At 39.1% G+C, this 26,007-nt stretch carries 22 protein-coding genes; 11 read left to right on the top strand and 11 right to left on the bottom strand.

Annotated features, from left to right (window positions below):
- Positions 1-35 precede the first annotated feature (35 nt).
- Entirely contained in the window at positions 36-812 is a 777-nt protein-coding gene (locus KTJ10_RS06505) for a HesA/MoeB/ThiF family protein (RefSeq protein ID WP_262441619.1), read from the bottom strand.
- Positions 813-981: 169 nt separating this feature from the next.
- On the opposite strand from KTJ10_RS06505, the gene KTJ10_RS06500 reads away from it, so the two are divergent.
- On the top strand, positions 982-1,560 hold the full coding sequence (locus tag KTJ10_RS06500) for a flavin reductase family protein (RefSeq protein ID WP_170248100.1): 579 nt from the start codon (positions 982-984) through the stop codon (positions 1,558-1,560).
- Between the two features lie 90 nt (positions 1,561-1,650).
- Here the strand turns inward: KTJ10_RS06500 and KTJ10_RS06495 are convergent, their stop codons facing one another.
- A complete protein-coding gene (locus tag KTJ10_RS06495; protein ID WP_262441618.1) occupies positions 1,651-2,787 on the bottom strand; it encodes an acyl-CoA dehydrogenase family protein in 1,137 nt (378 codons plus the stop codon).
- Between the two features lie 19 nt (positions 2,788-2,806).
- Positions 2,807-3,577 carry a 3-hydroxyacyl-CoA dehydrogenase gene (locus KTJ10_RS06490; RefSeq protein ID WP_262441617.1) on the bottom strand — a complete coding sequence of 257 codons (771 nt, stop codon included), beginning with the start codon at positions 3,575-3,577 and terminating at the stop codon, positions 2,807-2,809.
- A 169-nt stretch (positions 3,578-3,746) separates the two neighbouring features.
- On the opposite strand from KTJ10_RS06490, the gene KTJ10_RS06485 reads away from it, so the two are divergent.
- On the top strand, positions 3,747-4,775 hold the full coding sequence (locus KTJ10_RS06485) for an AraC family transcriptional regulator (protein WP_262441616.1): 1,029 nt from the start codon (positions 3,747-3,749) through the stop codon (positions 4,773-4,775).
- 7 nt (positions 4,776-4,782) lie between these two features.
- On the opposite strand, the gene prmC is transcribed toward KTJ10_RS06485, so the two are convergent.
- From prmC to KTJ10_RS06470, 3 genes are all read right to left on the bottom strand, one after another.
- Positions 4,783-5,604, bottom strand: a complete 822-nt coding sequence (gene prmC / locus KTJ10_RS06480; protein ID WP_262441615.1) for a peptide chain release factor N(5)-glutamine methyltransferase — start codon at positions 5,602-5,604, stop codon at positions 4,783-4,785.
- Complete coding sequence (gene prfA / locus KTJ10_RS06475) at positions 5,604-6,692, bottom strand: peptide chain release factor 1 (RefSeq protein WP_002119588.1); 1,089 nt, start codon at positions 6,690-6,692, stop codon at positions 5,604-5,606. The genes prmC and prfA overlap by 1 nt, the downstream gene beginning before the upstream one ends.
- Positions 6,693-6,983: 291 nt before the next feature.
- Complete coding sequence (locus tag KTJ10_RS06470; RefSeq protein WP_262441750.1) at positions 6,984-7,823, bottom strand: type 1 glutamine amidotransferase domain-containing protein; 840 nt, start codon at positions 7,821-7,823, stop codon at positions 6,984-6,986.
- A gap of 119 nt (positions 7,824-7,942) precedes the next feature.
- Here KTJ10_RS06470 and KTJ10_RS06465 point away from each other — a divergent pair, with 119 nt between their 5' ends.
- The 5 genes from KTJ10_RS06465 to KTJ10_RS06445 all read left to right on the top strand — a co-directional run bounded on the left by KTJ10_RS06465 (position 7,943) and on the right by KTJ10_RS06445 (position 12,055).
- Positions 7,943-8,848: a LysR family transcriptional regulator gene (locus KTJ10_RS06465; protein WP_262441614.1), complete on the top strand. Its 906-nt coding sequence runs from the start codon at positions 7,943-7,945 to the stop codon at positions 8,846-8,848.
- Between the two features lie 194 nt (positions 8,849-9,042).
- Positions 9,043-9,462, top strand: a complete 420-nt coding sequence (locus tag KTJ10_RS06460) for a glycine zipper domain-containing protein (protein WP_057061909.1) — start codon at positions 9,043-9,045, stop codon at positions 9,460-9,462.
- A 233-nt stretch (positions 9,463-9,695) separates the two neighbouring features.
- On the top strand, positions 9,696-10,205 hold the full coding sequence (locus tag KTJ10_RS06455) for a hypothetical protein (protein WP_086265916.1): 510 nt from the start codon (positions 9,696-9,698) through the stop codon (positions 10,203-10,205).
- A gap of 133 nt (positions 10,206-10,338) precedes the next feature.
- On the top strand, positions 10,339-11,343 hold the full coding sequence (locus tag KTJ10_RS06450) for an LLM class flavin-dependent oxidoreductase (protein WP_086265915.1): 1,005 nt from the start codon (positions 10,339-10,341) through the stop codon (positions 11,341-11,343).
- A gap of 148 nt (positions 11,344-11,491) precedes the next feature.
- Positions 11,492-12,055 (top strand): flavoprotein, encoded by a 564-nt coding sequence (locus tag KTJ10_RS06445; protein ID WP_199976110.1) that lies wholly within the window; start codon positions 11,492-11,494, stop codon positions 12,053-12,055.
- Positions 12,056-12,093: 38 nt separating this feature from the next.
- On the opposite strand, the gene pgaD is transcribed toward KTJ10_RS06445, so the two are convergent.
- The 5 genes from pgaD to KTJ10_RS06420 all read right to left on the bottom strand — a co-directional run bounded on the left by pgaD (position 12,094) and on the right by KTJ10_RS06420 (position 19,285).
- Positions 12,094-12,552, bottom strand: a complete 459-nt coding sequence (gene pgaD / locus KTJ10_RS06440) for a poly-beta-1,6-N-acetyl-D-glucosamine biosynthesis protein PgaD (protein ID WP_086265913.1) — start codon at positions 12,550-12,552, stop codon at positions 12,094-12,096.
- Entirely contained in the window at positions 12,549-13,796 is a 1,248-nt protein-coding gene (pgaC, locus tag KTJ10_RS06435) for a poly-beta-1,6-N-acetyl-D-glucosamine synthase (protein WP_199976109.1), read from the bottom strand. The genes pgaD and pgaC overlap by 4 nt, the downstream gene beginning before the upstream one ends.
- Entirely contained in the window at positions 13,796-15,622 is a 1,827-nt protein-coding gene (pgaB, locus tag KTJ10_RS06430; protein WP_262441613.1) for a poly-beta-1,6-N-acetyl-D-glucosamine N-deacetylase PgaB, read from the bottom strand. Before pgaB ends, pgaC begins: the two co-directional genes overlap by 1 nt.
- The gene (gene pgaA / locus KTJ10_RS06425) at positions 15,622-18,060 is read right to left on the bottom strand and encodes a poly-beta-1,6 N-acetyl-D-glucosamine export porin PgaA (RefSeq protein WP_262441612.1); all 2,439 of its coding nucleotides are present in this window, start codon (positions 18,058-18,060) and stop codon (positions 15,622-15,624) included. Before pgaA ends, pgaB begins: the two co-directional genes overlap by 1 nt.
- 388 nt (positions 18,061-18,448) lie before the next feature.
- Entirely contained in the window at positions 18,449-19,285 is an 837-nt protein-coding gene (locus KTJ10_RS06420; protein ID WP_002119749.1) for a pyruvate, water dikinase regulatory protein, read from the bottom strand.
- 147 nt (positions 19,286-19,432) lie between these two features.
- On the opposite strand from KTJ10_RS06420, the gene ppsA reads away from it, so the two are divergent.
- The 4 genes from ppsA to cyoB all read left to right on the top strand — a co-directional run bounded on the left by ppsA (position 19,433) and on the right by cyoB (position 26,004).
- Positions 19,433-21,820 (top strand): phosphoenolpyruvate synthase, encoded by a 2,388-nt coding sequence (ppsA, locus tag KTJ10_RS06415; RefSeq protein ID WP_005803576.1) that lies wholly within the window; start codon positions 19,433-19,435, stop codon positions 21,818-21,820.
- Positions 21,821-21,884: 64 nt separating this feature from the next.
- A complete protein-coding gene (locus tag KTJ10_RS06410) occupies positions 21,885-22,640 on the top strand; it encodes an RDD family protein (protein ID WP_002119677.1) in 756 nt (251 codons plus the stop codon).
- Between the two features lie 316 nt (positions 22,641-22,956).
- Complete coding sequence (cyoA, locus tag KTJ10_RS06405; protein WP_002119579.1) at positions 22,957-24,009, top strand: ubiquinol oxidase subunit II; 1,053 nt, start codon at positions 22,957-22,959, stop codon at positions 24,007-24,009.
- Positions 24,010-24,012: 3 nt separating this feature from the next.
- The gene (gene cyoB / locus KTJ10_RS06400) at positions 24,013-26,004 is read left to right on the top strand and encodes a cytochrome o ubiquinol oxidase subunit I (protein ID WP_005068497.1); all 1,992 of its coding nucleotides are present in this window, start codon (positions 24,013-24,015) and stop codon (positions 26,002-26,004) included.
- The last annotated feature ends 3 nt before the right edge of the window (positions 26,005-26,007 follow it).

The raw sequence follows: 26,007 nt of genomic DNA, 5'->3' as shown, positions 1-26,007 counted from the left end.
AGGTTGAGTGTAGCAAATTTTGTTTAATTTACTGATTAGCTTGCCTGACAAAGTGGGCAATTTACATCTTTATCAAAACTAACAATACGTTGTGTCATATTTAAACCATCCCACAATAATAGTTTCTGCTTTAAAGGTACACGATTTAAACCTAAATACAGCAAAGTGTGATGTGATTGTAATGACGCTATCATTACAGGGGTGGTTGCAAGTACTCCTGACTCTGCACAGCGCAGCCCTTCATTGCTATGCTGTTCTTTCGGAAAAAGGCACTCATAACAAGCTGAATCACCTTCAACCATAAACATTTGTGCCTGAAAACCAATTGCTGAAGCACTAATTAATGCGACCTGATGTTTCTTACAAGCTGCATTTACTAAATAGCGAGTTGTAAAATTATCACAGCCATCTAAAACCACATCTTGATGTTCAACAAGTCTATCAATGTTATGTTCGTCTAACCGTTCGTTGTAGTATTCAACACAGATATAAGGGTTAATTTTCTGTAAACGTTCAGCCAAAATTTCTGCTTTGTACCGACCAATATCTTCATGACCAAATGCGATTTGTCGTTGTAAATTACTTATCTCGATCATATCTGCATCAATCAGTGTAATTTTCCCAACTCCTGCTCGCGCTAGTAACTCCGCACTGGTACAGCCTATTCCACCGGCACCGACAATCAGCACATTAGCAAGTTTGAGTTTTTCCTGAGCTTCAATATCCCATCCATCAAGTAAAATTTGACGGCTATAGAGATACATTTCTTCATCACTTAACTCTACAAAATCGATATCTTGAAGCTCGGTCACGCGTTAATCCTTTCACTTAGAAGCGAAATGATTTTATGACTAAGTTCGTTATTATGAAAGCTATAAAATGGAAACAACTTTTTTATTCGGTTAATACCCTATCACATTACTTCTCTCACACTTTCTGCAACAATAACGCTATCTGTTTTCTGTATTACTTAGGCTAAATATGTCCCAATCATATATTGCACCTGTAGAGTTAGAAAAAGCTTATCGTTTGTTAAATCATGGTCCAACTGTCCTTGTTTCCGCACAACATGGTGACGACCGTAATGTAATGGCTGCCGCATGGGCATGTGCCTTAGAATTCAAGCCAGCCAAAGTGTCCGTTGTTCTCGACAAAAGCACTAAAACACGACAGCTCGTTGAGCAAAGTGGCTATTTCACACTACAAGTTCCTTGCTATGCACAGCTCGATCTAACTCATCAACTTGGTACCATTAGTAAGTTGGATGATCCAGAAAAACTTGAGCATTGCGGTGTTGAGCTCTTTTATCAAGAAGGTCTTACCAGCCCACTTGTATCAGGTTGCGTCGCATGGCTTGTATGTAAACTTATTTCTGAACCGCATAATCAGTCAGCGCATGATTTATTTATTGGTTCTGTTGTAGGTGCATGGGCAGATAGCCGTGTCTTTAGAGATGGGCACTGGCATTTTCAAGATGCACCGAAAGAACTTCGAAGTCTGCACTATATTGCTGGAGGAACCTTTTATTTAATTGGTGAGGAAGTCAAAGCTCAAATTTAATCATTAAAAAGTGAGTTTCATTTAATTGCAAAAAACCGCATAACAATTGCGGTTTTTTGCAGCCAGTGACTCTTTTTTAAAATCTAATATTTAAACTTGAGCCACTTCGCGAGCAATCACCAAGCGTTGAATATCCGATGCACCTTCATAAATCTGGCTTACACGAACATCACGATAAATTCTCTCTACAGGGAAATCACTCACGTAGCCATAACCACCATGAATCTGGATCGCATCCGAACATACTCGCTCAGCCATAGTAGACGCAAATAGCTTTGCCATTGAGGCTTCTTTTAAACAAGGCAGCCCAGCATCTTTTAAAGTTGCAGCATGCAAAACCAACTGATGCGCAGCTTCAATCTGGGTCGCCATATCGGCTAACCGGAAACCAACCGCCTGATGCTGAACTAATTCGACTCCAAAAGCTTTACGCTCATTTGCATATTGCACCGCTGCATCAAAAGCCGCTCTTGCCATACCCACCGATTGAGCGGCAATACCAATACGTCCAGCCGCCAAATTAGATAATGCAATTTTATAACCTTCACCCTCTTGTCCCACCAAATTTTCTAAAGGAATTCGGCAGTCCTCAAAAGTAATGGTTGCTGTGTCTGAAGCATGTTGTCCCATTTTATCTTCAATACGAGTCACAAAGTAACCTTGTGTATTGGTCGGTACAAGAAAACACGAAATCCCTTTTTTACCTGCTTGTTTATCGGTTACCGCAAACACCAAAGCCACTTGGGCATTTTTACCACTGGTGATAAATTGTTTTACGCCATTCAAAACCCAATGGTCGCCATCGCGCTCAGCTTTACATAAAATCGCACTTGCATCAGAACCTACATGTGGTTCAGTTAAACAAAAGCATCCTAGCCATTCGCCAGATGCAAATTTTGGTAAATATGTTTGTTTTTGCTGATCTGAACCATACGCCAGTGTAATGCCGCAAATCAAGGAATTTTGAACACTTACGATAGTCGAAATAGCACCATCGCCTGCGGCAATTTCCTCAATTGCAAGCACTAAAGATACATAGTCCATTCCGGCACCGCCCCACTCATCGGGCACGGTCATCCCCATAGCACCTAGTGCACCTAAATCTTTTAATTCCTGAGCAGGAAATTCATGGGTTTTATCGCGATGTGCAGCTGTTGGTTTTAACTGATTTTGCGCATAGTTACGCATCATCTCCTGAACCATACTTTGCTCAGCATTTAAGATCATTTCCGCATCCTTATTTTTATTATTTTGCTGCCATACGAATTGCACCATCTAGACGGATGACTTCACCATTTAAGTAAGAGTTTTCAGCAATATGTGCCACCAAACGGGCAAACTCTTCTGGTTTTCCTAAACGAGATGGATATGGCACCATTTGTCCCAAAGCATCCTGTACATTCTGTGGCATCCCCTTAAGCATTGGGGTTTCCATAATTCCCGGTGCAATGGTCATAATACGAATGGCATGTCGCGCAAGCTCACGAGCAATCGGCAATGTCATCGCCACAATAGCGCCTTTAGAAGCTGAATAAGCTGCCTGACCAATTTGGCCGTCAAATGCAGCCACAGACGCAGTGTTTACAATCACACCACGGTCTTCTTCACCTTCTTCAACCGTGTTTTTACTCATTACATCTGCTGCAAAACGCAGCATGTTAAATGTACCTGTAACATTAATTTGCAGCGTTTTTGAAAATAATGCCAAATCATGTACGCCTTCACGACCAACCACTTTTGCAGAAGGGCCAATACCCGCACAGTTAACCAAACCATGCAAATGACCATGTTTGACCAACACATCTTTAAAGAACTGTTCAGCAGCAGCTTCATCGGTTACATCAAGACTTACAAAGTCAGCTTTTGGCCCCAACTGTTTCGCTTGTTGCTCGCCTGCGTCTACATTCATGTCTACCAAGGTAACTGAAGCACCTTGCTGGACCAAATACTCAGCTGTTGCAGCACCCAAACCTGAGCCACCACCTGTAATGACGAAATGTTTCCCTTGAATTTTCATTATGTAATGTCCTATAGAAATGTTCTTTACACTTAGTAGTGAGAGTAAAAGTTGTTGTTTTCCGATACAATTTCAAAAAGCCTCAAAATGTTTGCAGCTTTTGATCAATCCAAATTTTAAATATGTAGTATTTCACTTGAAATATATGAAGAAAATATGAGTCTTTGACATGGTTGTCCAATCTTCTTTAAGTAAAGGCACAATTTCGATTGCACTAGTACATGAAGCACTGAGTGCGGCTTATGCCAAAGGCCTAAATACACAAATAATTCTAAATAAAGCAGGTATCCCCGTTGAATTACTGATGTCTCCAAAAGCACGTGTGCCTGTTACAACATATGCCCAATTGTGGATAGAGCTTGCAAATGCCATGAACGATGAGTTTTTTGGGATGGATAGCCACCCTATGCGTCGTGGAAGCTATAAATTACTGACTAAACTCGTCAGTACGGCTGAAACTTTAGAAAAAGCACTTTACGATATTTTGAAGTTTTTTAACTTTGTTTTAGATGATATGCACGGAGAACTCATTCGAGAACAAGAAAAAGCTTATTTAGTGATTCATGATCGTGAACAACCTAAACGTATGTTTACCTATGCAACCTTTTTAATATTAGTACACGGACTGATGTGTTGGTTGGTAGACCAGCGAATTGGTTTAAATACTATTATGGTACGTTGTGCTAAACCTCAGGATATTCAGGATTATCTCGTACGTTTTGGTGAAGACATTCAATTTAATGCTGAGGCAAATCGAGTTGAGTTCGATGCCCACTATTTAGATATTAAAATTAAAAAAGATAAAAAAGCGCTTTATGATTTTTTAGAGCAAACTCCGCAAAATCTTTTAGTTCGCTTTAAAAATGAAAATGCCTTGAGTGTACTTATTCGTCGCCATTTATTGAAACTCCACCCTGCACAATGGCCTGAACTCAAAGATGTAGCTCACCAACTCAATATTTCAGAAGCCACCGTTCAACGTCGACTGAAACATGAAGGTGTAAGCTATCAACAAATTAAAAATGAAATCCGCTGTGATATTGCTGTTGAACGCTTAAGCAAAACGAATGACTCAATTCAAGATATTAGTGAAGATTTAAGCTTCCATGACCCAAGTGCATTTCACCGTGCTTTTAAAAAATGGACAGGTGTCAGCCCCGGCGCTTATCGAGAAGCTACCTTGAATTCTACAGTTTAAGTTATTCTTATTTTATTAGTAATGATGCTAATGTGACCCGATCATTTTGGCCATAGTCTTGAATAGTTTTAATTTCACTAAAACCATGCTCAGCAAATATTTTTCGAACAGCTTGCCCCTGATCATAGCCATGCTCTAGCGCAATCCAGCCTTGTAGTTCTAACCAGTTTTTCCCTTGAGCAATAATAATTTCAATATCAGCTAGTCCCTGATGATCTGCAACCAATGCACGGCGCGGTTCTGTTGCTAAAGCTTGCATGTGCTCATCTTCAGGGTCGATATACGGCGGATTAGAAACAATTAAATCAAACTTTTGTGGTTCGAGTGCTTCAAACCAAACGCCGCAAGCAAATTTCACACGTTGTAAATCATGTGTTTGTGCGTTTTCTTTCGCAACTTCTAAAGTAGGCGCATAAATATCGGTTGCAGTTACCTGCCAATCTGGACGTTCACTCGCTAATGCAAGCGCAATTGCACCTGTCCCCGTTCCTAAATCAACAATGTTTGCATTCTTTGGCAAATTTAGATTTAAAACAGTTTCAACTAGAATTTCAGTATCAGGTCGTGGCACCAAAGTATCAGATGTTACTTTTAAATCGAGCGTCCAAAATGGTTGTGAACCCGTCACATAAGCTAAAGGCTCAGCATTTTGGATACGTTCAAGACCAGCCAAGTAATCTTGCTCTTGTTGGGCTGTTAACTCGTGCTCAAGTCTAAACTTTAATTCAAGCGAATTAATTTTTAGAAAATGCTCAAGTAACCAAGCATTTTCCTGTCGTTCATAACTGTCAGGCTCACCACGAATTGCAAGCGCTTGAGCAATATTCATTAGCCGCCATTTTCCTGTGCAAGCATCGCAAGTTGATCTGCCTGATATTCACGATGTAAGCTATCGAGCAATTCAGTTAAATCACCTTCCATAATCGCGTCTAACTTATATAAAGTTAGATTAATACGATGGTCCGTCATACGCCCTTGTGGGTAGTTATAAGTACGGATACGTTCAGAACGGTCACCAGAACCGACCAAATCACGGCGCATTTCAGAAGTCGCTGCATCTGCTGCTGCACGTTTAGCATTTTCTAAACGCGATACTAACAATGCCATCGCCTTAGCTTTGTTTTTATGCTGTGAACGCTCTTCTTGACACTCAACGACTGTACCAGTTGGAATATGAGTAATACGCACGGCCGAATCGGTTTTGTTAATGTGCTGACCACCCGCACCTGACGCACGGTAAGTATCAATACGTAAATCTGCCGGATTAATTTCAACGTTGGTATCAACATCAATTTCAGGCAAGATCGCAACTGTACACGCTGAGGTATGCACACGACCTTGTGATTCAGTGGCTGGCACACGTTGCACACGGTGAGCACCACTTTCGAACTTTAAGCGACCATAAACGCCATCACCATCTACACGGCAAATAACTTCTTTAAAGCCACCATGTTCGCCTTCATTTTCAGAAAGAACTTCTATACGCCAGCCTTGTGTCTCGGCATATTTACTATACATGCGGAACAAATCACCAGAGAAAATCGCAGCTTCATCACCGCCTGTCCCGGCACGAATTTCTAAATACGCAGCATTAGAGTCATTTGGATCTTTTGGAATCATCAAAATGTTGAGTTGGCTTTCTAATTCTTCAAGCAATGTTTTATTTGCTTGAATTTCTTCTTCTGCCATATCTTTAAAGTCTGGGTCCGACTTCATCATTTCAGCAGTTTCAATATCTTCTTCTGCTTGACGGTATTTGCCCCAAACTTCGGTAATTTCAGATAAATCACTATGTTCACGAGACAATTTACGGAAACGTTTGTTATCGGAGATCACTTCAGCATCTGCAAGCAATGCAGTAAGTTCTTCATGTCGATCACAGAGTTGATCAAGTCGTAAACGGAGTGACGCTTTCATAAGAGGAAATATCTCAAAAGTCCAAAAAGCTTATCGAAGGCTATGTAAGTATAGAAGATAAGCAAAATCGTAAAAATAGCGCATAGTTTACAGATTATGCTGCTTAAATGACATATATAATCAGCCAATTCATCAACTTTCCCAATAACTAGAGGCGTATAAATATAATGATTTCGAATAAGATTTATTTACTTGCCTATAATTTGGCTGTTCTGTAGAAAATAATAAGTCATCTTTTTCTCTCTATATGACAATAGAGGCTTTGTTGAAAAACCTCTTTGCCCAGCCTACTTATTTTAATTTTTCTAATAAAGTTTGACCTACCAAAACAGCCGATGCTGGATTTTGTCCTGTAATAAGTTCACGGTCCACCACTATGTTTGGAGTCCACGCAGTTGTATTACTTTGATACTTACCGCCAAGTGACTGTAATGCAGTTTGAGGATAAAACTTCATTTCTCCACCTTTTAATAAAGCTTTAGCCTGCTCTTCTTCCTGATTGCTAATTACAGTCATCCGATAATTTTTATATATCCATTCGCCAGTTTTCACTGTTTTACCTTGTTCTAGTTGACCAACTACTTCCGAGGCATTAGGTAAAGTAGACATCAACGCAATAGGGCCATGACAAACCAACGCAGTAGGTTTACCTGCTTTATGGAAAGCTGTAAGTACTTTTCCAAGTTGTTTATCTTTTAAGAGATCTTGCATAGGTGCGTGTCCACCTGGCATATAAATAGCATCAAACTGCCCCAGGCCAATTTGCTCAATACGAGATAGGCTCACAACTGGAGAATCTTGAGTAGATGTTAATTTTAGATCATGCAATAAACCTGCATATTGCTTTAATGTTTTTTCATCTTGGTTAAAATACATCGCATTATTTGATGATTCATCTAATGTTGGAGCTTTACCTTTTGGAGTAGCAAAAGTTACTGTATGGCCTGCATCTAAAAGCATTTTTGTAGGCTGCATCAATTCATTTAAATAAAAGCCCGTTTTAAAAATTTGACCATTTTTTAGCTCTAGCTGTCCTTCATCAGACAATACAACCAATACATGAGCAGCATTTGCACTTAATGCTGCTGAAGCGGTAACTATTGCAAGCATTATTTTATTTAGAGATTTCATCATTCAACCTTCATTCCAACCATTTGCTGGATTTATAACTGGGATGGATATATTCTATTTTTGCCAGTAAGGTAGAAAAACAACCATATACACAAATCTTTTTTGCGTTTGAGGACAAAATGTCTCGTCAATTTGACCATCTTGCAGATGTAGAAGTGTTTTTAATTGTGGCTGAGAAACTTTCTATTAGTGCGGCTGCAGTCTATTTATCCACGACTCCTTCAGTCATTAGTAGAACAATTACGCGACTGGAAAAAAAGTTAGGTATCCAGTTTTTTAGAAGAACAACTCGCCATTTGAGTCTTACTGAAGCAGGTCAGCTTTATTATGAGAAAATGCAGTACGCCTTTCAGTTAATTGATCATGCAGAGCGTGATATTCAGGGTGAACAACTGCAAATTTCTGGCAAAATTAAATTAAGTGTACCTACCACCTATGGGCATTATCGCCTCCCACACTTATTACAGAAATTTCTTTTGCAATATCCCAGCATTCAAATTGAAGTTAGTATTTCTAATCGAAACGTTGATTTAATTGCTGAAGGATTTGATTTAGCTATTCGTCAAGGTCAGCTTCCTAATAGCACACTTATTGCCAGACCTCTGGAACTTGCACCTCTTCAACTTGTTGCCTCACCCGAATATTTAAAACGTATGGGTGTTCCTAAAACCTTGCAAGAATTAAATAATCACCAATGTATTGCTTTTGAATTACCGAGCAGTGGTAAGGTCATTCCATGGTTCTTTAAGAATGCAGATCAAGAAATTCAGTGGACACCAACAAATAGGATTTTGGTAAAAGAAGATATTTTAGGAGTAGTATCACTTGCCGAAAGTGGATTAGGAATATGTCAAAGTTACAGCTTTATTGTTGATGAAAAAATTCAACAAGGAAAACTACATCCTTTACTTGAGGGTTATGCAGGTCATACACGCCCCTTTTCCTTACTTTACGCACAGCATAAGCATATGTCTTCTGCCACAAGAGCTTTTATAGATTTCTTATGTTCAACTGATAATAGATGAACTTGGGGCCAGTTAAATGAGAATCACTTTTTTCTACATGGGCATTAAATACTCTATTTTAATAGAAAGCATACAAACCAGACACTAAACTCCAATAATCGAATCAAGGTTCTCCACATTTAAGAAGAAGTCTTTTGTTACATTTGCTCTAACAAAAGATATAGCGTCCTGCAACTAGGGACACGGAGTCAAAAATGAAATTAAATGCTTGGTTATGTAGCGCTGTTCTAGCAACTTCTATGGTTACTGTGGCACATGCTGACAATACAACACATGTAGCAGCTGCGTCTGCTTTAGGTAGTGTAGCTGGTACTGCAATTGGTAAAAGCATGGGTGGTACATCTGGTGCAACAATCGGTGCTGCTTTAGGGGGTGCTGGTGGTGCAGCTGTTGCAAGTGACCGTCGTCACCGTACAGAATCTGCGATTGGCGGTGCTTTAGGTGGTGGTGCTGGCTATACCGTTGGTAAAAGCATGGGTGGTACAAATGGTGGCTATGTAGGCGCTGCTTTAGGTGCTGCGGGTGGTTCTGCTTTAGGTAATAAAATTTCTAAAGACCGCTATACAACTAAATCTTCTAAACACTGGAAGAAAAAACACCGTCGTCATCACTAATCGAATTTGATGAAATAAATCTAAGCACCTTCGGGTGCTTTTTTATTATGAGCTATTAAAAGCTAATCTGTCACGTGCTCATGGTTTATCCATAAATTAATATAAACACTACAAACAGACACAAAACTATCGTACCGCCTTTTGGGTTCTCCATAATTATTACGAAATTTTTTATTACATTTACCTCAAGATAAAAATACTGTCCTTTCAGTAAAAGGACATGGAGTTCCAAGATGAAAATGAATATTTGGTTAGCTAGTGCATTAATTGCAACATCTTCAATTGTTACAGTTGCACATGCAGATAACGGCACCCGTGTTGCTGCAACCTCTGCGTTAGGTAGTGTAGTGGGTACAGCAATTGGTAAAAGTATTGGTGGTACATCTGGTGCAACAATAGGTGCTGCTTTAGGGGGTGCTGGTGGTGCAGCTGCAGCAAGTGACCGTCGTAATCGTACCGAAGCTGCAATTGGTGGTGCTTTAGGTGGTGGTGCTGGTTACACCGTAGGTAAAAATATGGGCGGTACCAACGGTGGTTACATTGGTGCAGCAGTCGGTGCAGCAGGTGGTTCTGCACTTGGTCGTAAAGTTGCTGAAGATCGTAATTATGATGACCGCTATGACCGCGGCCGTTATGATCGTGATGACCGTAGATATTACGATGGTGATCGTCGCTACTATAAAAAAGGTAGCCGTCACCGTCATGACAATGGTCTACACCGTGGCTGGTATAAAAACCGTTAATTCAAATATGAAGCAAAAGAGCACCTTCGGGTGCTTTTTTATTAATTGATAAAATTTAATATCGAAAAAAAACGATATACATCACACCCTATATATCGTATTATTTCGATATATCCTTATTCGAGAATATCGCATGCGATCACTTCAAGATACCAAGTTCTCTATTTTGGAACTTGCTCCCATTCGTAATGATAAAACCATCGAATTCTCATTACGACACGCTCTAGAATTAGCACAACATGCAGAAAAGCTTGGTTATGAACGTTTCTGGCTTGCTGAACATCATAATATGGATGGTATTGCGAGTTCTGCTACAGCTGTCTTACTTGGTTTTATTGCCGCTCATACACAGCATATTCGTTTGGGTTCAGGCGGAATCATGCTGCCAAATCATGCTCCTTTAGTTGTCGCCGAACAATTTGGAACACTTGCTACTTTATATCCAAATCGTATTGAACTTGGTTTAGGTCGTGCTCCTGGTACAGATCAACTCACTATGCGAGCTTTACGTCGTGGCCATCAAGAAACCGAAGATCAATTTCCTAGAGATGTTGTCGAAATCTTAAAATATTTCGATGTACCTCAAGCTGGACAAAAAATTATTGCAACACCGGGACAAAGCACACATGTTCCTGTTTGGTTACTTGGGTCTAGCCTATTTAGTGCACAACTCGCGGCAAAACTTGGACTTCCCTACTCGTTTGCCTCGCATTTCGCACCACGTATGCTAGGTCAAGCCATTCAACTTTATCGAGAGAACTTTGAACCTTCCGAGTACCTAGATAAACCTTATGTTTCAATGGGTGTACCAGTTGTTGTGGCAGATACAGATGAGGAAGCACAATTTTTAGCAACCAGCGCATACCAACGCGTATTAGGTTTAATTCGTGGGGACAGTTTAAAGCTTAAACCTCCAGTTGAATCAATGCAGGGATTATGGAATACAGCAGAACAACTTTCTGTCGAAAACTTCTATGCAATGGCGCAAATTGGTTCTGTAGATACGGTTCGCTCTGGCTTACAAAAGTTATTAGCTACATACGATGTTGATGAATTTATTTTTACATGTGATGTATACGATACAGCTAAACGTTTAGAAAGCTTCACACAACTCATGAATGTAAAAACAGAACATTAAACTCTACTTCAAGCTCCCATACTTGAATTGATTTCGAGTATGGGATGACCATCTATCTGAAAAGACTTTACCCCAACTTCCTGCTTGGTTATTTATATTAAAACGATAAAAACATCATGATTTAAAAAACCAAAAGGACTTTTGGAAAATGAGTATTAATATTAAAAATAACACTTCAAAATCAGTGATTTTTCAGAATATCTCTCAAGATTTCGAAGATTTTACTGGTCAAGTGATTTCATCAACATCAATTAAAGAGTTTGACTTTTCACATTCATCTGTCGCGATTATTGGTACAAATCAAGATAGCGTGACTCATCTTGAAAAAATCTGTCAGCAAGCAAAATTTGTGACTGTCTTCCAAATCACCCCTCATTTTATTTTGCCCCATAGTCAGGTGGGTACACATAAGTTAATTACCCACCCACTTATTATCAAAAACCGCAGGTTATTTAACAATCGTGTTAAAAGCATTCTGGCATTACGTTTTCTAGAAACTCAAGTAAACGAACCATGGCTCAAGCGTCTTTTGACTCCCAATACTGCAACCACGAAAAAAGTATTTTTCAAATCTGATAGCTATTATGCAGCACTTCAGAAACCCAACTGTAAATTGCAAACATGGCCAATTGTTAAAATTACCAATAGATCTATTCACAGCATGGATGGTATAGAACAACCCGTTGATATTATTATCAGAGCAATCCCATAAAAGTAAAAAAAGCATGGTTTTAAGCCATGCTTTTTTATTTACTCATATTTTTGCAAATTACCATGATCATCGTAATGCAAAATGATTCGCTGTTTTTCTTGCAACTCAGTTAACATTTCGGGAGTAACCAAGAATTGCGCAGCTAATAATTCAACAGAACTATTAGGCGCTTTAGCTCGTCGATCCTCACCACTAAACCTAATCCAGTTATAACTTGCCCACAAAATTAAAATGAGCGCGCTAATTCCGATCAGTAGGGCTAAATGAAGTAAAGTCTTAACTTCTGATAGATGATCAACCCAAACATAATCATAAATTAAGTGCCCTTCAAAAACCCATAAAAACAGGGAAACCAATGGAAAAAGCAACCACATTAAACAAAACCAACCAATCGTTTGTAAGGTATAGTTTGCTGTTTTATTTTTGACGTATTCCGGCTGGTCAATATATTCAGGGATATCTAATGTCTCTATATCCTTATTTTCCTCTGGTTTCATGGGTTATCTCCACGGAAGCCTCGATCTGGACTTACCCAACGGGCACGTTTTTTTGTGTTAAATAAAGTTTTTGGTACTGCAACAACACTTGTAAATAAAGTCAGTAACCAGAAAAACAACGGATACCAAATGACCCAGAAATAATTTCTAAAGAAGCGGCTGCGGTCATAGCGCTGATCAATCCACAAGCTAACCAAAAACTGAATCAGACATGTTCCACCTAGTATCACACCGTACCACTGTGGCATAAGCGTTTTAATCTGCCATTGCTGAGGTAGTTCAACAAATAATCCAGCAAAAAATAGCGTGAAGATCATAATCATGACATAAGACCAGATAATACTGACTAGCGCCTCAATCATGACCGGCCACATTCTACGAACACGCAATTTAAACATCTGTGGAATATATTCTATAAGAACCTCCACCCCTCCTTGCGCCCAACGAAGACGCTGTTTCCACAGCCCCTTGAATGTCTCTGGCATATAGATATAACAAAGCGCTTGTGGAATATACTGAATATCCCAATGGTCGAGTTGTAACTTCCATGAAATATCAATATCTTCGGTAATTTTATCGTCAGACCAAAACCCGACTCGAACAAGTGCAGTTTTACGGAATGCAGCAATCACACCAGACACAGTAAAAATACGACCATATGTACGTTGTGCACGTTTAATTAAACCAATAATCGAAGAAAACTCACCAACCTGTAATTTTCCTAAAATACTAGATCGATTTAAAATTCGTGGATTACCCGTTACAGCACCAATTCGCGGGAAGTTAATAAATGGCTGCATTAACCAAAGTACCGCATGCGGATGTAACAACGCATCTCCATCAATACACACAAGATATTCGTATTTACTAACCAGTACTCCCGATCTTAAAGCTACGGCCTTACCCTGATTTTCTGCTAAGTGTACAACCCGAAGTCGTGAATCTTGCACTGACAATTCATCGAGAATTTCGGCGGTCCTGTCACTACTTCCATCATTGACGGCGATCACTTCAAAATTCGGATATTTGGTTTGTAGCGCATAACGAATTGTTTGCCGCACTTGGGCTTCTTCGTTAAAACACGGAATAATAATACTGCATCCTTCGCTAGTCGGTTCGGGAAGTGCTTGTTCACGGTATTCTCTTTTAAAGAAAAACCAAAGCCCCCCTACCATCCATGTCCAAGCCATAAGTAAAGGGTATAAAAAGGCAAAAGCAAACAGAATATCGAGTAATACTCTCATTACTTTTTCCCCTCTACCAATCCAACAAAAGGCTGATACATCACAGGGCTAGCATTCAGACTAAGCGGATTATATAAATATTGATGAACATCTTTTGATTTTTCAAAATCATAGCCATCAATACCGAACTTCTGGATTCCTATTTGCTGAATAGAAAAGAGCCCTTGCTGAACCTCTTCCCAAGCAGTTTTTTGAGAATTTTCTGGTAATACTAAAGTCAGCATTATTCTTTGCTTATCATTTTCATTAAGTGTATTTAAAAGCATTAACAACTGATTAAATTGTTTTTTCTTGCCAATCACATCGAACTTCAAATTAACTAAATCATGTTGCAATAAAAGCGTTTTTATAAGCTCAGGTAGATTTTCGATATGGTCTAAATCAGGTATAAGTAATAAACTAAACTGTGCCTGATTACTCATATTTAAATAAGGCTTGACCGCTTTTTTAGTCAATTGACTCAGTTGTTCGAGTTGCTTTGATTGTTCAATGCAACTGCTTTCTTGCACTGTTACTTTTTGCATTGCGCAATTTAAAGATGATCCTGCATTAAGCTGAATACCACTTAAATTACTGTTAAAGCGTGCAATATCTTTAGCCAAATCTGAAGTTAAAAATGGTTTATCCTTTTGCGGATAAGCAGGCAATTCTAATATTACAGATTGGCCTGCACGGGTTTGAGCCTGCCATAAACTACGATTTAAAATATCTTGTTGAACAGACATTTTATTTGTAGGGAAATAGGCAACATCATATTGCCCATCTTCATCTTTGTCTTCCAAAGGCTTTAAGATTAAAGCGTTGTTTTTCAAGCTATACAGTTTTGATAGCAACTGCCCTAATTTTTCATCAGTCTGAGAGTTTTGTTGCGCTGCTAAGTGCTTTAAATCCATACTCACAAAATGACGTGGTTGCTTAAATAAATCTGCCTCTTCGAAGTTCAGGATATTTAACATACCCTCTGTCAGTTGTTCAGCTGTTGGGTTATCAATGACTAAGCTACGTTTAAAAGTTGAGTCACTTACGCGATTCATACCATCACGTCCCAAACTGAATGAAAACTGGAAACCTGCCTGTTGTGCTAGCTTCTCTAACTGTTCATTCACGGCGCCATAAGGCCAAATAATTGCTTTAGGATTAACCCCTACTTCTTTTTTTAAAACTGCATAAGATTTTTTTAAGTCCTGCAAAATGCGTTGTTGATATTCTGCATCGGTTTCATAACGTGATTGCGATTTTAAATATGCATAAGAAGTCGCAGCCGGTTGCTCATTGCCTTGAGGATTGGCCAATACGCCATGATGTAAATCATCGCTATGGCTTGCAAACTCGGCTAAGCCAGATGCTTGCATTTCACGAACTTGAGCCCAGTTCACCAAGTTACCTTGACCATAGGCTTCATAACCCGCTTTTGTATTACCATTTAACCAACTGGTTGGAAGTGCAAAAACTGCTGGAATCTGATATTGCTTAAGTAAAGGAAATACTCGGCTATAACTACTCAAAGCACCATCATCAAAGGTGAGTAGAATAGAGTTATGAGGTAATTCCTTACCTTGCTTACGCGCCTCTTCAATGTCTTTTAAACGAATTGGTTTCCAGTCCGACTGACTAAGCCAATCGAGAAACTGCGCCAGATTATTGGTCTGAATCGCATAAATATCACGATCACCTTCCTTTAGCACGTCATCTCGTACATCATGAAAAGTTAAAGAAACCGTATGATTTTTTGGTAATTCAGTTTCAATGTGGGCATAGGAAAATTGTACGGGTAATAATGTTGAAGCAAACACACAGCTCAACATCTTTGACTTCATATTATTCATTAAAAACGCCCTTCAAATCCAAAAATACCGTAGGTATGTTGTTCATCATGACCATCGTATGGATGGTATTGCCAACCAACTCCATAATTAAGTTGCCAAGTCCGTGAGAGCTGCCATTGATGTTGATATTGCAAAGAATATGTTGGTCGAGCTGAGTAATCTGCTTGTTTATAAAGCCCGACTCCAGCTTCAAAATGCTGTTTAAATGAGCGTTCATATTCTCGCCAAGTGACCCAGTCATGACTTAAATTCAACTCAGCACTGTAATGATTACTTGGGCTAAAGTAAGCGGTCTCATCTTGGCTATTGCTGCCATAAAAGCCACGTACCGTTCCATAGGTAATATGATGAGGCGCATCAAATAGTCGTTCACGCCAAAAGGTCGAAAATTCTTGTTGTTTATTACCGTCGCTTATATCGGTTAAGCCATAACTTGCCCCAATTTGGCGTGACTCATCTTTTTGCCATGTCAAAGCGGCACGGTAAGCTTGTCCATCCTCACCAGCATCAATTGCTTGTAATGGAATATTAGCCTGACTGTCATATTGCAATTGATATTGCCAGTGGTCGTTTAGCCATTGTGACCAATCAAGACGAACGCCTGCTTGTCCACCATCTGTACTTTGCGACAAAATTGCCGACAATGCCTTACGGTTTGCTTGCCACTCAGCACCAACACCATAACGTTGATCATGCACATCACCAAAACGGTATTCTCCGTAACGATCTTGATGCCAAGCAAATAGCCGATAATTATCTTTAATCCAAGGGCTATTAATACGAGTTTCCATTTCTCGGTCTTTCAAACCATTTTGCCCACTCACAGAATCACTGTTCTCTGCTTTACTTTGCCCCCAAGTTGTTGAGTGCGAAATGGTTGCTCTATCACGATCATCTAATTCTTTTCGACTTTTAACTACACCACTATCTTCAGGATAATATTGCAAAAGACTTTCTGTGCTTTTGCGCCACTCAGGAATATTCCCTAAAGCCTGGGCATTTTGCATTTGGTTAATACGCGTATCTTTAGCAACTGGCGTTAAGCCATTTAAACGATCAATTGTTTGCTTCGCCTGTAATGGCTTATCTCTCCAGCGCTCAACACGAGCAAGGTTATTAATTAAACTTTGATTAGCAGGTGCAAGATCTACTTGTTTCTGAAAATGCTTTTCTGATTTATCCAAATGATTTGCATAAGCTAAATGCATGCCTTGTAAAGCGATATAATCATCACGATCAGGATGACTTGATTTATCCACCCCTTTGGCTTGACTGTATTTATACGTAGGGATCAACCGATCAACATCATTCAAAAGTTGCTCAGCTTGTTTATATTTTTCTTGTTCAATATAAGAATAATAAAGCCCCGTATATACCGTCATATCTGAATAGTTTTTTTCGGTAAGTAAGGTTTTAAAAGCGATTTCAGCCTGCTGCGGTTGTCTTTCTGCTAAATAACTATCCGCAATCGCATGACGTACATAAGCTGGTAGCTTTTCTAACGGTACATTTAATTTAGTAAATTCATCTAATACCGTACGGCTACGCCCACGAAAGTCCAAAGCATATAAATAGTCATAATGAAATCTTAAATAATTGGAGTCTGACGGTTGAATCAAAGGCTGTATTTGCTCACCTTGTTTCAACACAGCATCAAGCTCAGCAAAGCCTTCACTATCCGACATCCCTTCTCGATTGAGATATTTATAGCGAGTAATTGCATTATTTACACGTTGAGAAAACTCACTGACTTTTAGCCAGTGCTCTAGCGCTTCTGTTTGTGCATTTTTATCGCTGGCAAGCAATAACTGCTGAGCTTTTTTATAGGAACCTACAGCCGCTAAGTCATAACTATATTCTTGTAAAACCGCAAAAGAGTTTGGTTGCTGTTGATAAGCTTGCTCAATTACAGATAAAGCATCTACTGGTGAATTAATGAGTCGATATGCATAAGCAATTTGAACAAATTGCTCAGCTGTAAGATTTTTATTCTTAATACTTGTTAAATGTACCTTAGCATTTACAGGATCTTGAGCTTCAGCATATAAAACTGCTAATAAAATCTGCCCATCAGATGTCTTGTGAATATTAAATTTGTTCGACCACTCAATTGCATCTTTAAAGTGTTTAAAATCACGCAAATTACGTATTAATGGTAATTGGCCATATTCTGGAAAAGTCACATAATTAATATTTGCTAAATGCTGAGAAAAAGTCAGTAGATCTTTTTTTTCACTTGACATTACAACTAAATAATCAGCTAGCAATTTTTGGTCATGTGGGTATTTATTTAGCAATTGATCTAATTTCAATATTGCTTGTTGAGTTTGTCCAGTTTTGTAAGTATGAATAGCTTGCTCTCGCAATTCATCCACTTGAGCGGCATATAAATTAAGTGGCAAGATATATACCAATGAAAAAACACATTTTTTTAGCATTTTGATAATCAGATAGTCCCATATCGAGGTGGGAAAGTATAATTAAAATAAAAGATTAATCACACAACACAAAAAAAGTGTGAGCTATTTAACATTTTATAAATTATGGATTTTTTATGGATGATTTTCTAAAATATTTAGAAAAATTAAATAATTACTATTTTTTAACACAATAAAAAATATACACTTCTTTTCAATAGTGTTATTTAAATTTACAAATGAGTTTCAAAATATCCACGGGTTTATAACCAATAAAAACCTTTTAATAACATTTTGTTTTATATTTAAAACTTTTATTTTTCACTAAGATATATGTATAAAAAAACCATTCAACTTATCTATAACTAATATACAAAAATTGAATGGTTAAAATAAGCATTTGATTAAATTAACCAATACGACGTTTTAATCCCGTCATTTGTAAAATACGTGTTGAAATCTCTTCAATCGACATTTCGGTCACGTTTAAATATTTAATGCCTTCTGAAATATAAATCCCTTCAATTGCTCTTAGCTCCATTTGGCATTGGCTAAAACTTGCATAACGGCTATTCGCTTTACGTTCACTACGAATTGCGACCAAACGCTCAGCATCAATCATCAAACCAAATAACTTGCTACGATGAGCTCTTAATACTGCTGGTAACCGGTTATCATCTAAATCTTCTTCAGTTAATGGATAGTTTGCAACACGAATACCGAATTGAAGAGATAAGTAAATAGAAGTCGGTGTTTTACCCGAACGGGAAACTCCAATTAATATTAAATCGGCTTTGTCATAATGACGAGTACGTGCTCCATCATCATTATCAAGCGCAAAATGAACAGCATCAATACGGGCTTTATAATATTCAGAATCGGTTACCGCGTGGGTCTGCCCGACCAATGTTGTTGGTGGTGTCCCAAGCTCTTGCTCAAGTTTACTAATTAAGCCTTCAAAGACATCAAGATTAACTGCTTTAGCCGTATTAATAATCTCCCGTACATGCGGATCGACTAAAGTATCAAATACTAAAGGTAGGCAACCGTCTTTGGTTTGGCATCGATTAATCTCAACCACCACATCCATTGCCGCCTCTTCAGTTGTAATATACGGCATGATGTGAATATCAAAATCTACATTGGGAAATTGTGCTAATAACGAATGTCCAAGAGTCTCGGCAGTAATTGCAGTTCCATCAGAAATAAAAAAAACACTCCGCTTAAATTGTTTACTTTCTGACATTAAAATTCTCCTTAAACATTTGTCTTAGTGCTATATAATCTTTATAGTAAACTGATCTTACATGACTGTCGCTTAGTATAATTCTCAACTAAGCACTTTATTTTTATAATTTCATGCCAAGATAGACATTAATACTGCAAAAGTGGAGTGAAAACTTTGGAAGCGCGCGTAATCGGTCTAGAAAAATTAGGGAAACACGATGTCGAACTCGTAGGTGGGAAAAACTCATCTTTGGGTGAAATGATCAGCCATTTATCAAATGCTGGTGTATCGGTACCTGGTGGCTTTGCAACTACTGCTGCTGCCTATCGTGAGTTCTTAGACCAAAGTGGTCTTAACGCTCGAATTCAAGCAGAACTTGCTCAACTCAACGTCGATGATGTAAATGCTCTTGCAGAAACAGGTGCAAAAATTCGTCAATGGATTGTAGAGACTCCACTCACTGCAACCTTAGAACAAGAAATTCGCGCCGCTTTTACAGCACTTTCTAACGGCAACCCTGACATCGCGGTTGCCGTTCGTTCATCTGCAACTGCTGAAGATTTACCAGATGCTTCTTTCGCGGGTCAACAAGAAACTTTCTTGAATATTCGCGGTATTGATAACGTACTTATTGCGATTAAAGAAGTGTTTGCTTCTTTATATAATGACCGTGCAATTTCTTACCGTGTGCACCAGGGTTTTGATCATGACATCGTTGCACTTTCTGCGGGTGTTCAGCGTATGGTTCGTTCTGAAACTGGCGCTGCGGGTGTAATGTTTACACTTGATACAGAATCTGGTTTCCGTGATGTTGTATTTATCACTGCATCTTACGGTTTAGGTGAAATGGTTGTACAAGGTGCCGTTAACCCAGATGAGTTTTACCTATCTAAACCATTATTAAATGCAGGAAGACATTCTGTTTTACGTCGTAACCTTGGCTCTAAACACCAAAAAATGATTTATGGTGAAGAAGGTTCTGCGGGTAAATCTGTTGTTGTTGTTGATGTTGAAAAACAAGATCGTCAACAATTCGCATTAAATGACCATGAATTACAAGAGTTAGCTAAACAAGCGCTTATCATTGAGCAGCATTATGGTGCGCCAATGGATATCGAATGGGCAAAAGACGGTGATGATGGTCAAATTTATATTGTTCAAGCTCGTCCTGAAACTGTAAAAAGCCGCCAAAATGTAGGTACTATGGAACGCTACCTTCTTAAACAAAGAGGTACTGTTCTTTGTGAAGGTCGTTCAATTGGTCAACGTATTGGTTCTGGTAAAGTCCGTATTGTTAACTCAATTAAAGAAATGGACAAAGTTCAAGAAGGCGACGTTCTTGTATCTGATATGACCGATCCTGATTGGGAACCGGTAATGAAACGTGCTGCTGCAATTATCACTAACCGTGGTGGTCGTACATGTCACGCAGCAATTATTGCACGTGAACTTGGCGTACCAGCGATTGTAGGCTGTGGTAACGCAACAGAAGTATTAACTGATGGTCAAGAAGTGACTGTTTCTTGTGCCGAAGGTGATACAGGTTTCATTTACGAAGGTGCATTAGATTTCGAAGTTCAACGCAACTCAATTGAATCTATGCCTAAGCTTTCGTTCAAAATTATGATGAACGTAGGTAACCCTGACCGTGCATTTGACTTTGCTCAAATTCCAAACGAAGGTATCGGCCTTGCTCGTCTTGAGTTCATCATTAACCGTATGATCGGTGTGCATCCTAAAGCTCTACTCAACATTGACAGCCTACCTCGTGAAACTCGCGCTGCCGTTTTAACTCGTACAGCGGGTTATGCTTCACCTGTGGATTTCTATGTTGAAAAATTGGTTGAAGGTATTGCGACTCTTGCTGCTGCATTTGGTGACAAGCCAGTTATCGTTCGTATGTCTGACTTCAAGTCAAATGAATATGCAAACTTAATTGGTGGTAAGTTATACGAGCCTGAAGAAGAAAATCCGATGCTCGGTTTCCGTGGTGCAAGCCGTTATGTATCTGATAACTTCCGTGATTGTTTCGAACTAGAATGCCGCGCACTTAAGAAAGTTCGTGATGAAATGGGTCTCACCAATATTCAAATCATGATTCCTTTTGTACGTACCGTATCTGAAGCGAAACGCGTTATTGAATTACTTGCACAAAATGGCTTGAAACGTGGCGAGAACGGTTTAAAAGTAATCATGATGTGTGAATTACCAACTAACGCCCTGTTAGCTGAACAATTCTTAGAACACTTCGATGGTTTCTCTATTGGTTCTAATGACTTAACTCAGTTAACGTTAGGTCTTGACCGTGACTCAGGTATTGTTTCACACTTATTTGATGAACGTGATGCAGCTGTTAAAGCACTTCTTTCAATGGCAATCCATGCTTGCCGTAAAGCAGGTAAATATGTAGGTATCTGTGGTCAAGGTCCTTCAGACCATCCAGATCTTGCAAAATGGTTAATGGAACAAGGTATTGAATCTGTCTCTCTTAACCCAGACTCAGTTTTAGATACATGGTTCTTCCTTGCTGAAGAAAAAATCAAGCAAATCTAATATGTTATAAAAAAAGGCCCATCCGTGGGTCTTTTTTCATCTTTAGAATAGAGAATTTTTATTTATGCAAATTTACTTGGCACGTAATAATCAACAAGCTGGGCCTTATACTTTAGAACAAGTAAATCAAATGTTGGCTAGCCAACAAATTTTATTAACTGATTTAGCTTGGCATGAAGGCATGACAGAATGGAAAGCTTTAGGAGAATTAACCCAAGGTAAACTTGTATATCAACCTATCGGTTATTCTGTACCTACAATAAATACGAATACATCAACTAATGAAACTATTCGTCAAATTCGTGTAGAACCTAAAGTTCATGAACTTGCGTCTATTCCAGCTCGGGCTTTAGCAAAAATTATTGATTTATTGCTTTGGTTACCAATCGCTGCAATTCCTTCTTTTTTCTTTAATGAAGCTCAATATAAGCAATTATTCGAGCTACAAAAACAGATGCAATCTGCCGAAGTCGCATCGACTAAAGCTGCAGAATTGCAACAGCAACTTTTTACTTTAATTCCAATAGAAGCTTGGCATTCAATGCTTCTTTACGTCGTTATTATGCTTGCAATTCAAGCCGTTCTTTTAACAAAGTTTGGTCAGAGTATAGGTAAGAAAATCGTTGGAATTAAAATTGTAGATGCTGAGGACAATAGCAAGGTTAATTTAACTCGCATCTTCTTATTAAGAAGTATTGTTTTTATCATATTAAACTTACTGTTTATGCCGATCAGTACAATTATTGACTATGCTTTTGCATTAGGACAAAAGCGACAAGCTTTACATGACAAAATTGCAAGAACAAAAGTGATCAAATGATAGTGAATGACTCATTCATTTAATGTCTAAAAAAAGAGGAGGCGCCCTGCCTCCTTTTTTCTATAGTGAGTTGATATTTAAATAAAAGCTCTATTGAAATTAGATACCCTACAAAAAAAATCGGGTTTTAAAACAATTATTTCAGCCTACTTTATGTATAGCTTAGTTTGTCGATATGAGGCATAATGCCCTACAACGTAGCGGTGTCATATAATTGAGAAGTCTAAATTTAAGGATTAGCGTTCTCAATCATGCGACACTTTAATCGCTATCCCATATTTAATTAGGGAATGGGACTCTTCACCGAGGTTGTAAAATGAGACAAACGATTTTAGCTGTATTGTCTTTATCAACGCTTGCCGCACTTTTGACTGGGTGTGGTGGTGATATGGTACTTCTAAACTCTAAAGGTCCAGTTGGTCAAGGTCAAAGTGACCTTATGATGACTGCGATCTATTTAATGTTACTTGTGGTGATTCCTTCAATCATCATGGCATTATGGTTTGGTTGGAAATATCGCGCGTCAAATAAAGATGCAGACTATAAACCTACATGGGCACACTCAACTGCAATTGAAGTTGTAGTATGGGGTATCCCTGTCATTATTATTGGTATTTTAGCTTGGTTAACTTGGTGGGGTTCCCACAAGTATGACCCATACCGTCCTTTAGAATCAGATAAAGCACCTTTAACTATTCAAGTTATTGCTGAACAGTTTAAGTGGATCTTTATTTATCCTGAACAAAACATTGCAACAGTTAACGAAGTACGTTTCCCTGAAAAAACTCCGTTAAGCTTTAAAATCACTTCTAACTTTACAATGAACTCATTCTTCATTCCACAGTTAGGCGGCCAGATTTATGCAATGGCAGGTATGCAAACTCACCTTCATTTATTAGCAAATGAAACTGGTGTATATCGTGGTTTCTCTTCTAACTACTCAGGTTACGGTTTCTCTCAAATGCGTTTCAAGGCGCATAGTGTTACAGAGCAACAATTCAACGAATGGGTAGCAGCGGTTAAAGCAGGTAATGGTTCAACCATTAACCCAGAAGCAGTTCAAAAAACTACGCTTGACCAAGCTGAATTGGCAACCTTACGTGATGGTAACCGTTCTAAGCATCAGATCGAGCATTTAGTAAATCGTGCTAAAGCTGCTGGTGATGAAAAAGCAGTTGCTGAAGCTGAAGCTATGAAACCGTTCCCGACTAAGCCACACCCTGTGACTTATTACTCTACTGTTGAGCCTAAATTGTTTGAAACAATTATCAACCACTATATGAGTAACTATCATGGTGTTGACCACTCTGCTGAACACGCAACAGCTGACACTCATGCTGCAGCTGAACACGCTGCTCAAGGGGAATAAGACATGGATATGATTTTTGGTAAACTGGGTTGGGACTCTATCCCGACAGAGCCAATCGTACTTGTCACCATGGTCCTTATGGCAATTGGTGCAATTGCAGTGCTTGGCGGTATCACCTATTTCAAAAAATGGGGATATTTGTGGAATGAGTGGTTTATTACGGTAGACCATAAAAAGATTGGTATCATGTATATCATCGTATCTGTTGTCATGCTTCTGCGTGGTTTCGCCGATGCGATCATGATGCGTTTACAACTTTTCCTCGCTAAAGGCGGCGGCGAAGGTTATCTACATCCTGACCACTACGACCAGATCTTCACCGCACACGGTGTAATCATGATCTTCTTCGTAGCAATGGGTCTCGTTGTTGGTATGATGAACATCTCTGTACCTTTACAGATTGGTGCTCGTGATGTTGCTTTCCCATTATTGAACTCTTTAAGCTTCTGGTTATTCGCTGGTGCTGCTGGTTTGATGATGCTTTCACTTGTATTAGGTGAATTTGCTGCGACTGGTTGGATGGCTTACCCTCCTCTATCTGGCATTCAATATTCTCCTGGTGTAGGTGTCGACTACTATATCTGGGCACTTCAGGTTTCTGGTCTAGGTACGCTTTTATCTGGTGTTAACTTCTTTGTTACCATCATCAAAATGCGTGCGCCTGGCATGAAGTTAATGGACATGCCTATTTTCACGTGGACTTCACTTTGTACGGCTGTATTAATCATTGCATCATTCCCTGTATTAACAGGTACTCTTGCAATGCTTACACTTGACCGTTACTTCGGTTTCCATTTCTTCACAAATGAGCTTGGCGGTAGCCCAATGCTTTATGTGAACTTGATCTGGACATGGGGTCACCCTGAAGTATATATCTTGGTATTACCAGCATTTGGTCTATACTCAGAAATCGTTGCAACCTTCTCGCGTAAAGCGTTGTTCGGTTACAAGTCTATGGTGTATGCAACTATCGCGATTACTGTTCTTGCGTTTGTTGTATGGCTTCACCACTTCTTCACCATGGGTGCTGGTGCGAACGTTAACGCGTTCTTCGGTATCATGACCATGGTTATTGCGATTCCTACTGGTGTGAAAATCTTCTCTTGGTTATTCACCATGTATAAAGGTCGCATCACCTTTACTACTCCAATGTTATGGACGCTTGGCTTCCTTGTAACATTCGGTATCGGTGGTTTAACTGGTGTACTTATGGCTGTTCCACCTGCGGACTTCTTGGTACACAACTCACTATTCTTGATCGCTCACTTCCATAACGTAATTATCGGTGGTGTGGTGTTTGGTATGTTTGCCGGCATCATTTACTACTGGCCAAAAATGTTTGGTTGGAAGCTCAACGAAGCGTGGGGTAAAGCTGCGTTCTGGTTCTGGTTCTTCGGTTTCTATTTTGCATTCATGCCACTTTATATCCTTGGTTTCATGGGTATGACTCGTCGTCTGAATACATATGACAACCCTGAATGGGATCCGTACCTTGCAATTGCATTATTTGGTGCTGTTCTTGTTGCGATTGGTATTGCATGTTTCTTAATGCAAATCATCGTTGGCTTCTTACAACGTAAAGACAACATGGACCTTACTGGCGACCCATGGGATGCTCGTACGCTTGAATGGGCAACCTCTTCTCCTGCCCCATTCTATAACTTTGCGCATGAACCAGATGCAAGCGGTATCGACCGTTTCTGGACTGACAAAGAAAATGGTGTAGCATACGCACGTAACACTAAATATGAAGACATCCACATGCCGACCGATCGTGCTGCTGGTTTTGTCATTGCAATGTTCATTACTCTTCTTGGCTTTGCACTCATCTGGCATATTTGGTGGCTCGTTGTTGTTTCATTCGTTGCAGCTGTTGTTAGCTTGATCGTAAGCTCATTCACTAAGAATGTTGACTACTACGTTCCTGCTGCTGAAGTTGAGCGTATTGAAAACGAACGCTATGCTTTACTTGAAAAACACTTGAAGAAGGACTAAGGA

The sequence above is a fragment of the Acinetobacter sp. WU_MDCI_Abxc222 genome, from assembly GCF_025514755.1.
Classification (GTDB): Bacteria; Pseudomonadota; Gammaproteobacteria; order Pseudomonadales; family Moraxellaceae; genus Acinetobacter; species Acinetobacter geminorum.
The sequence above is the reverse complement of the archived record's forward strand: the minus strand, read 5'-3'. Positions and strand labels throughout refer to the sequence as shown.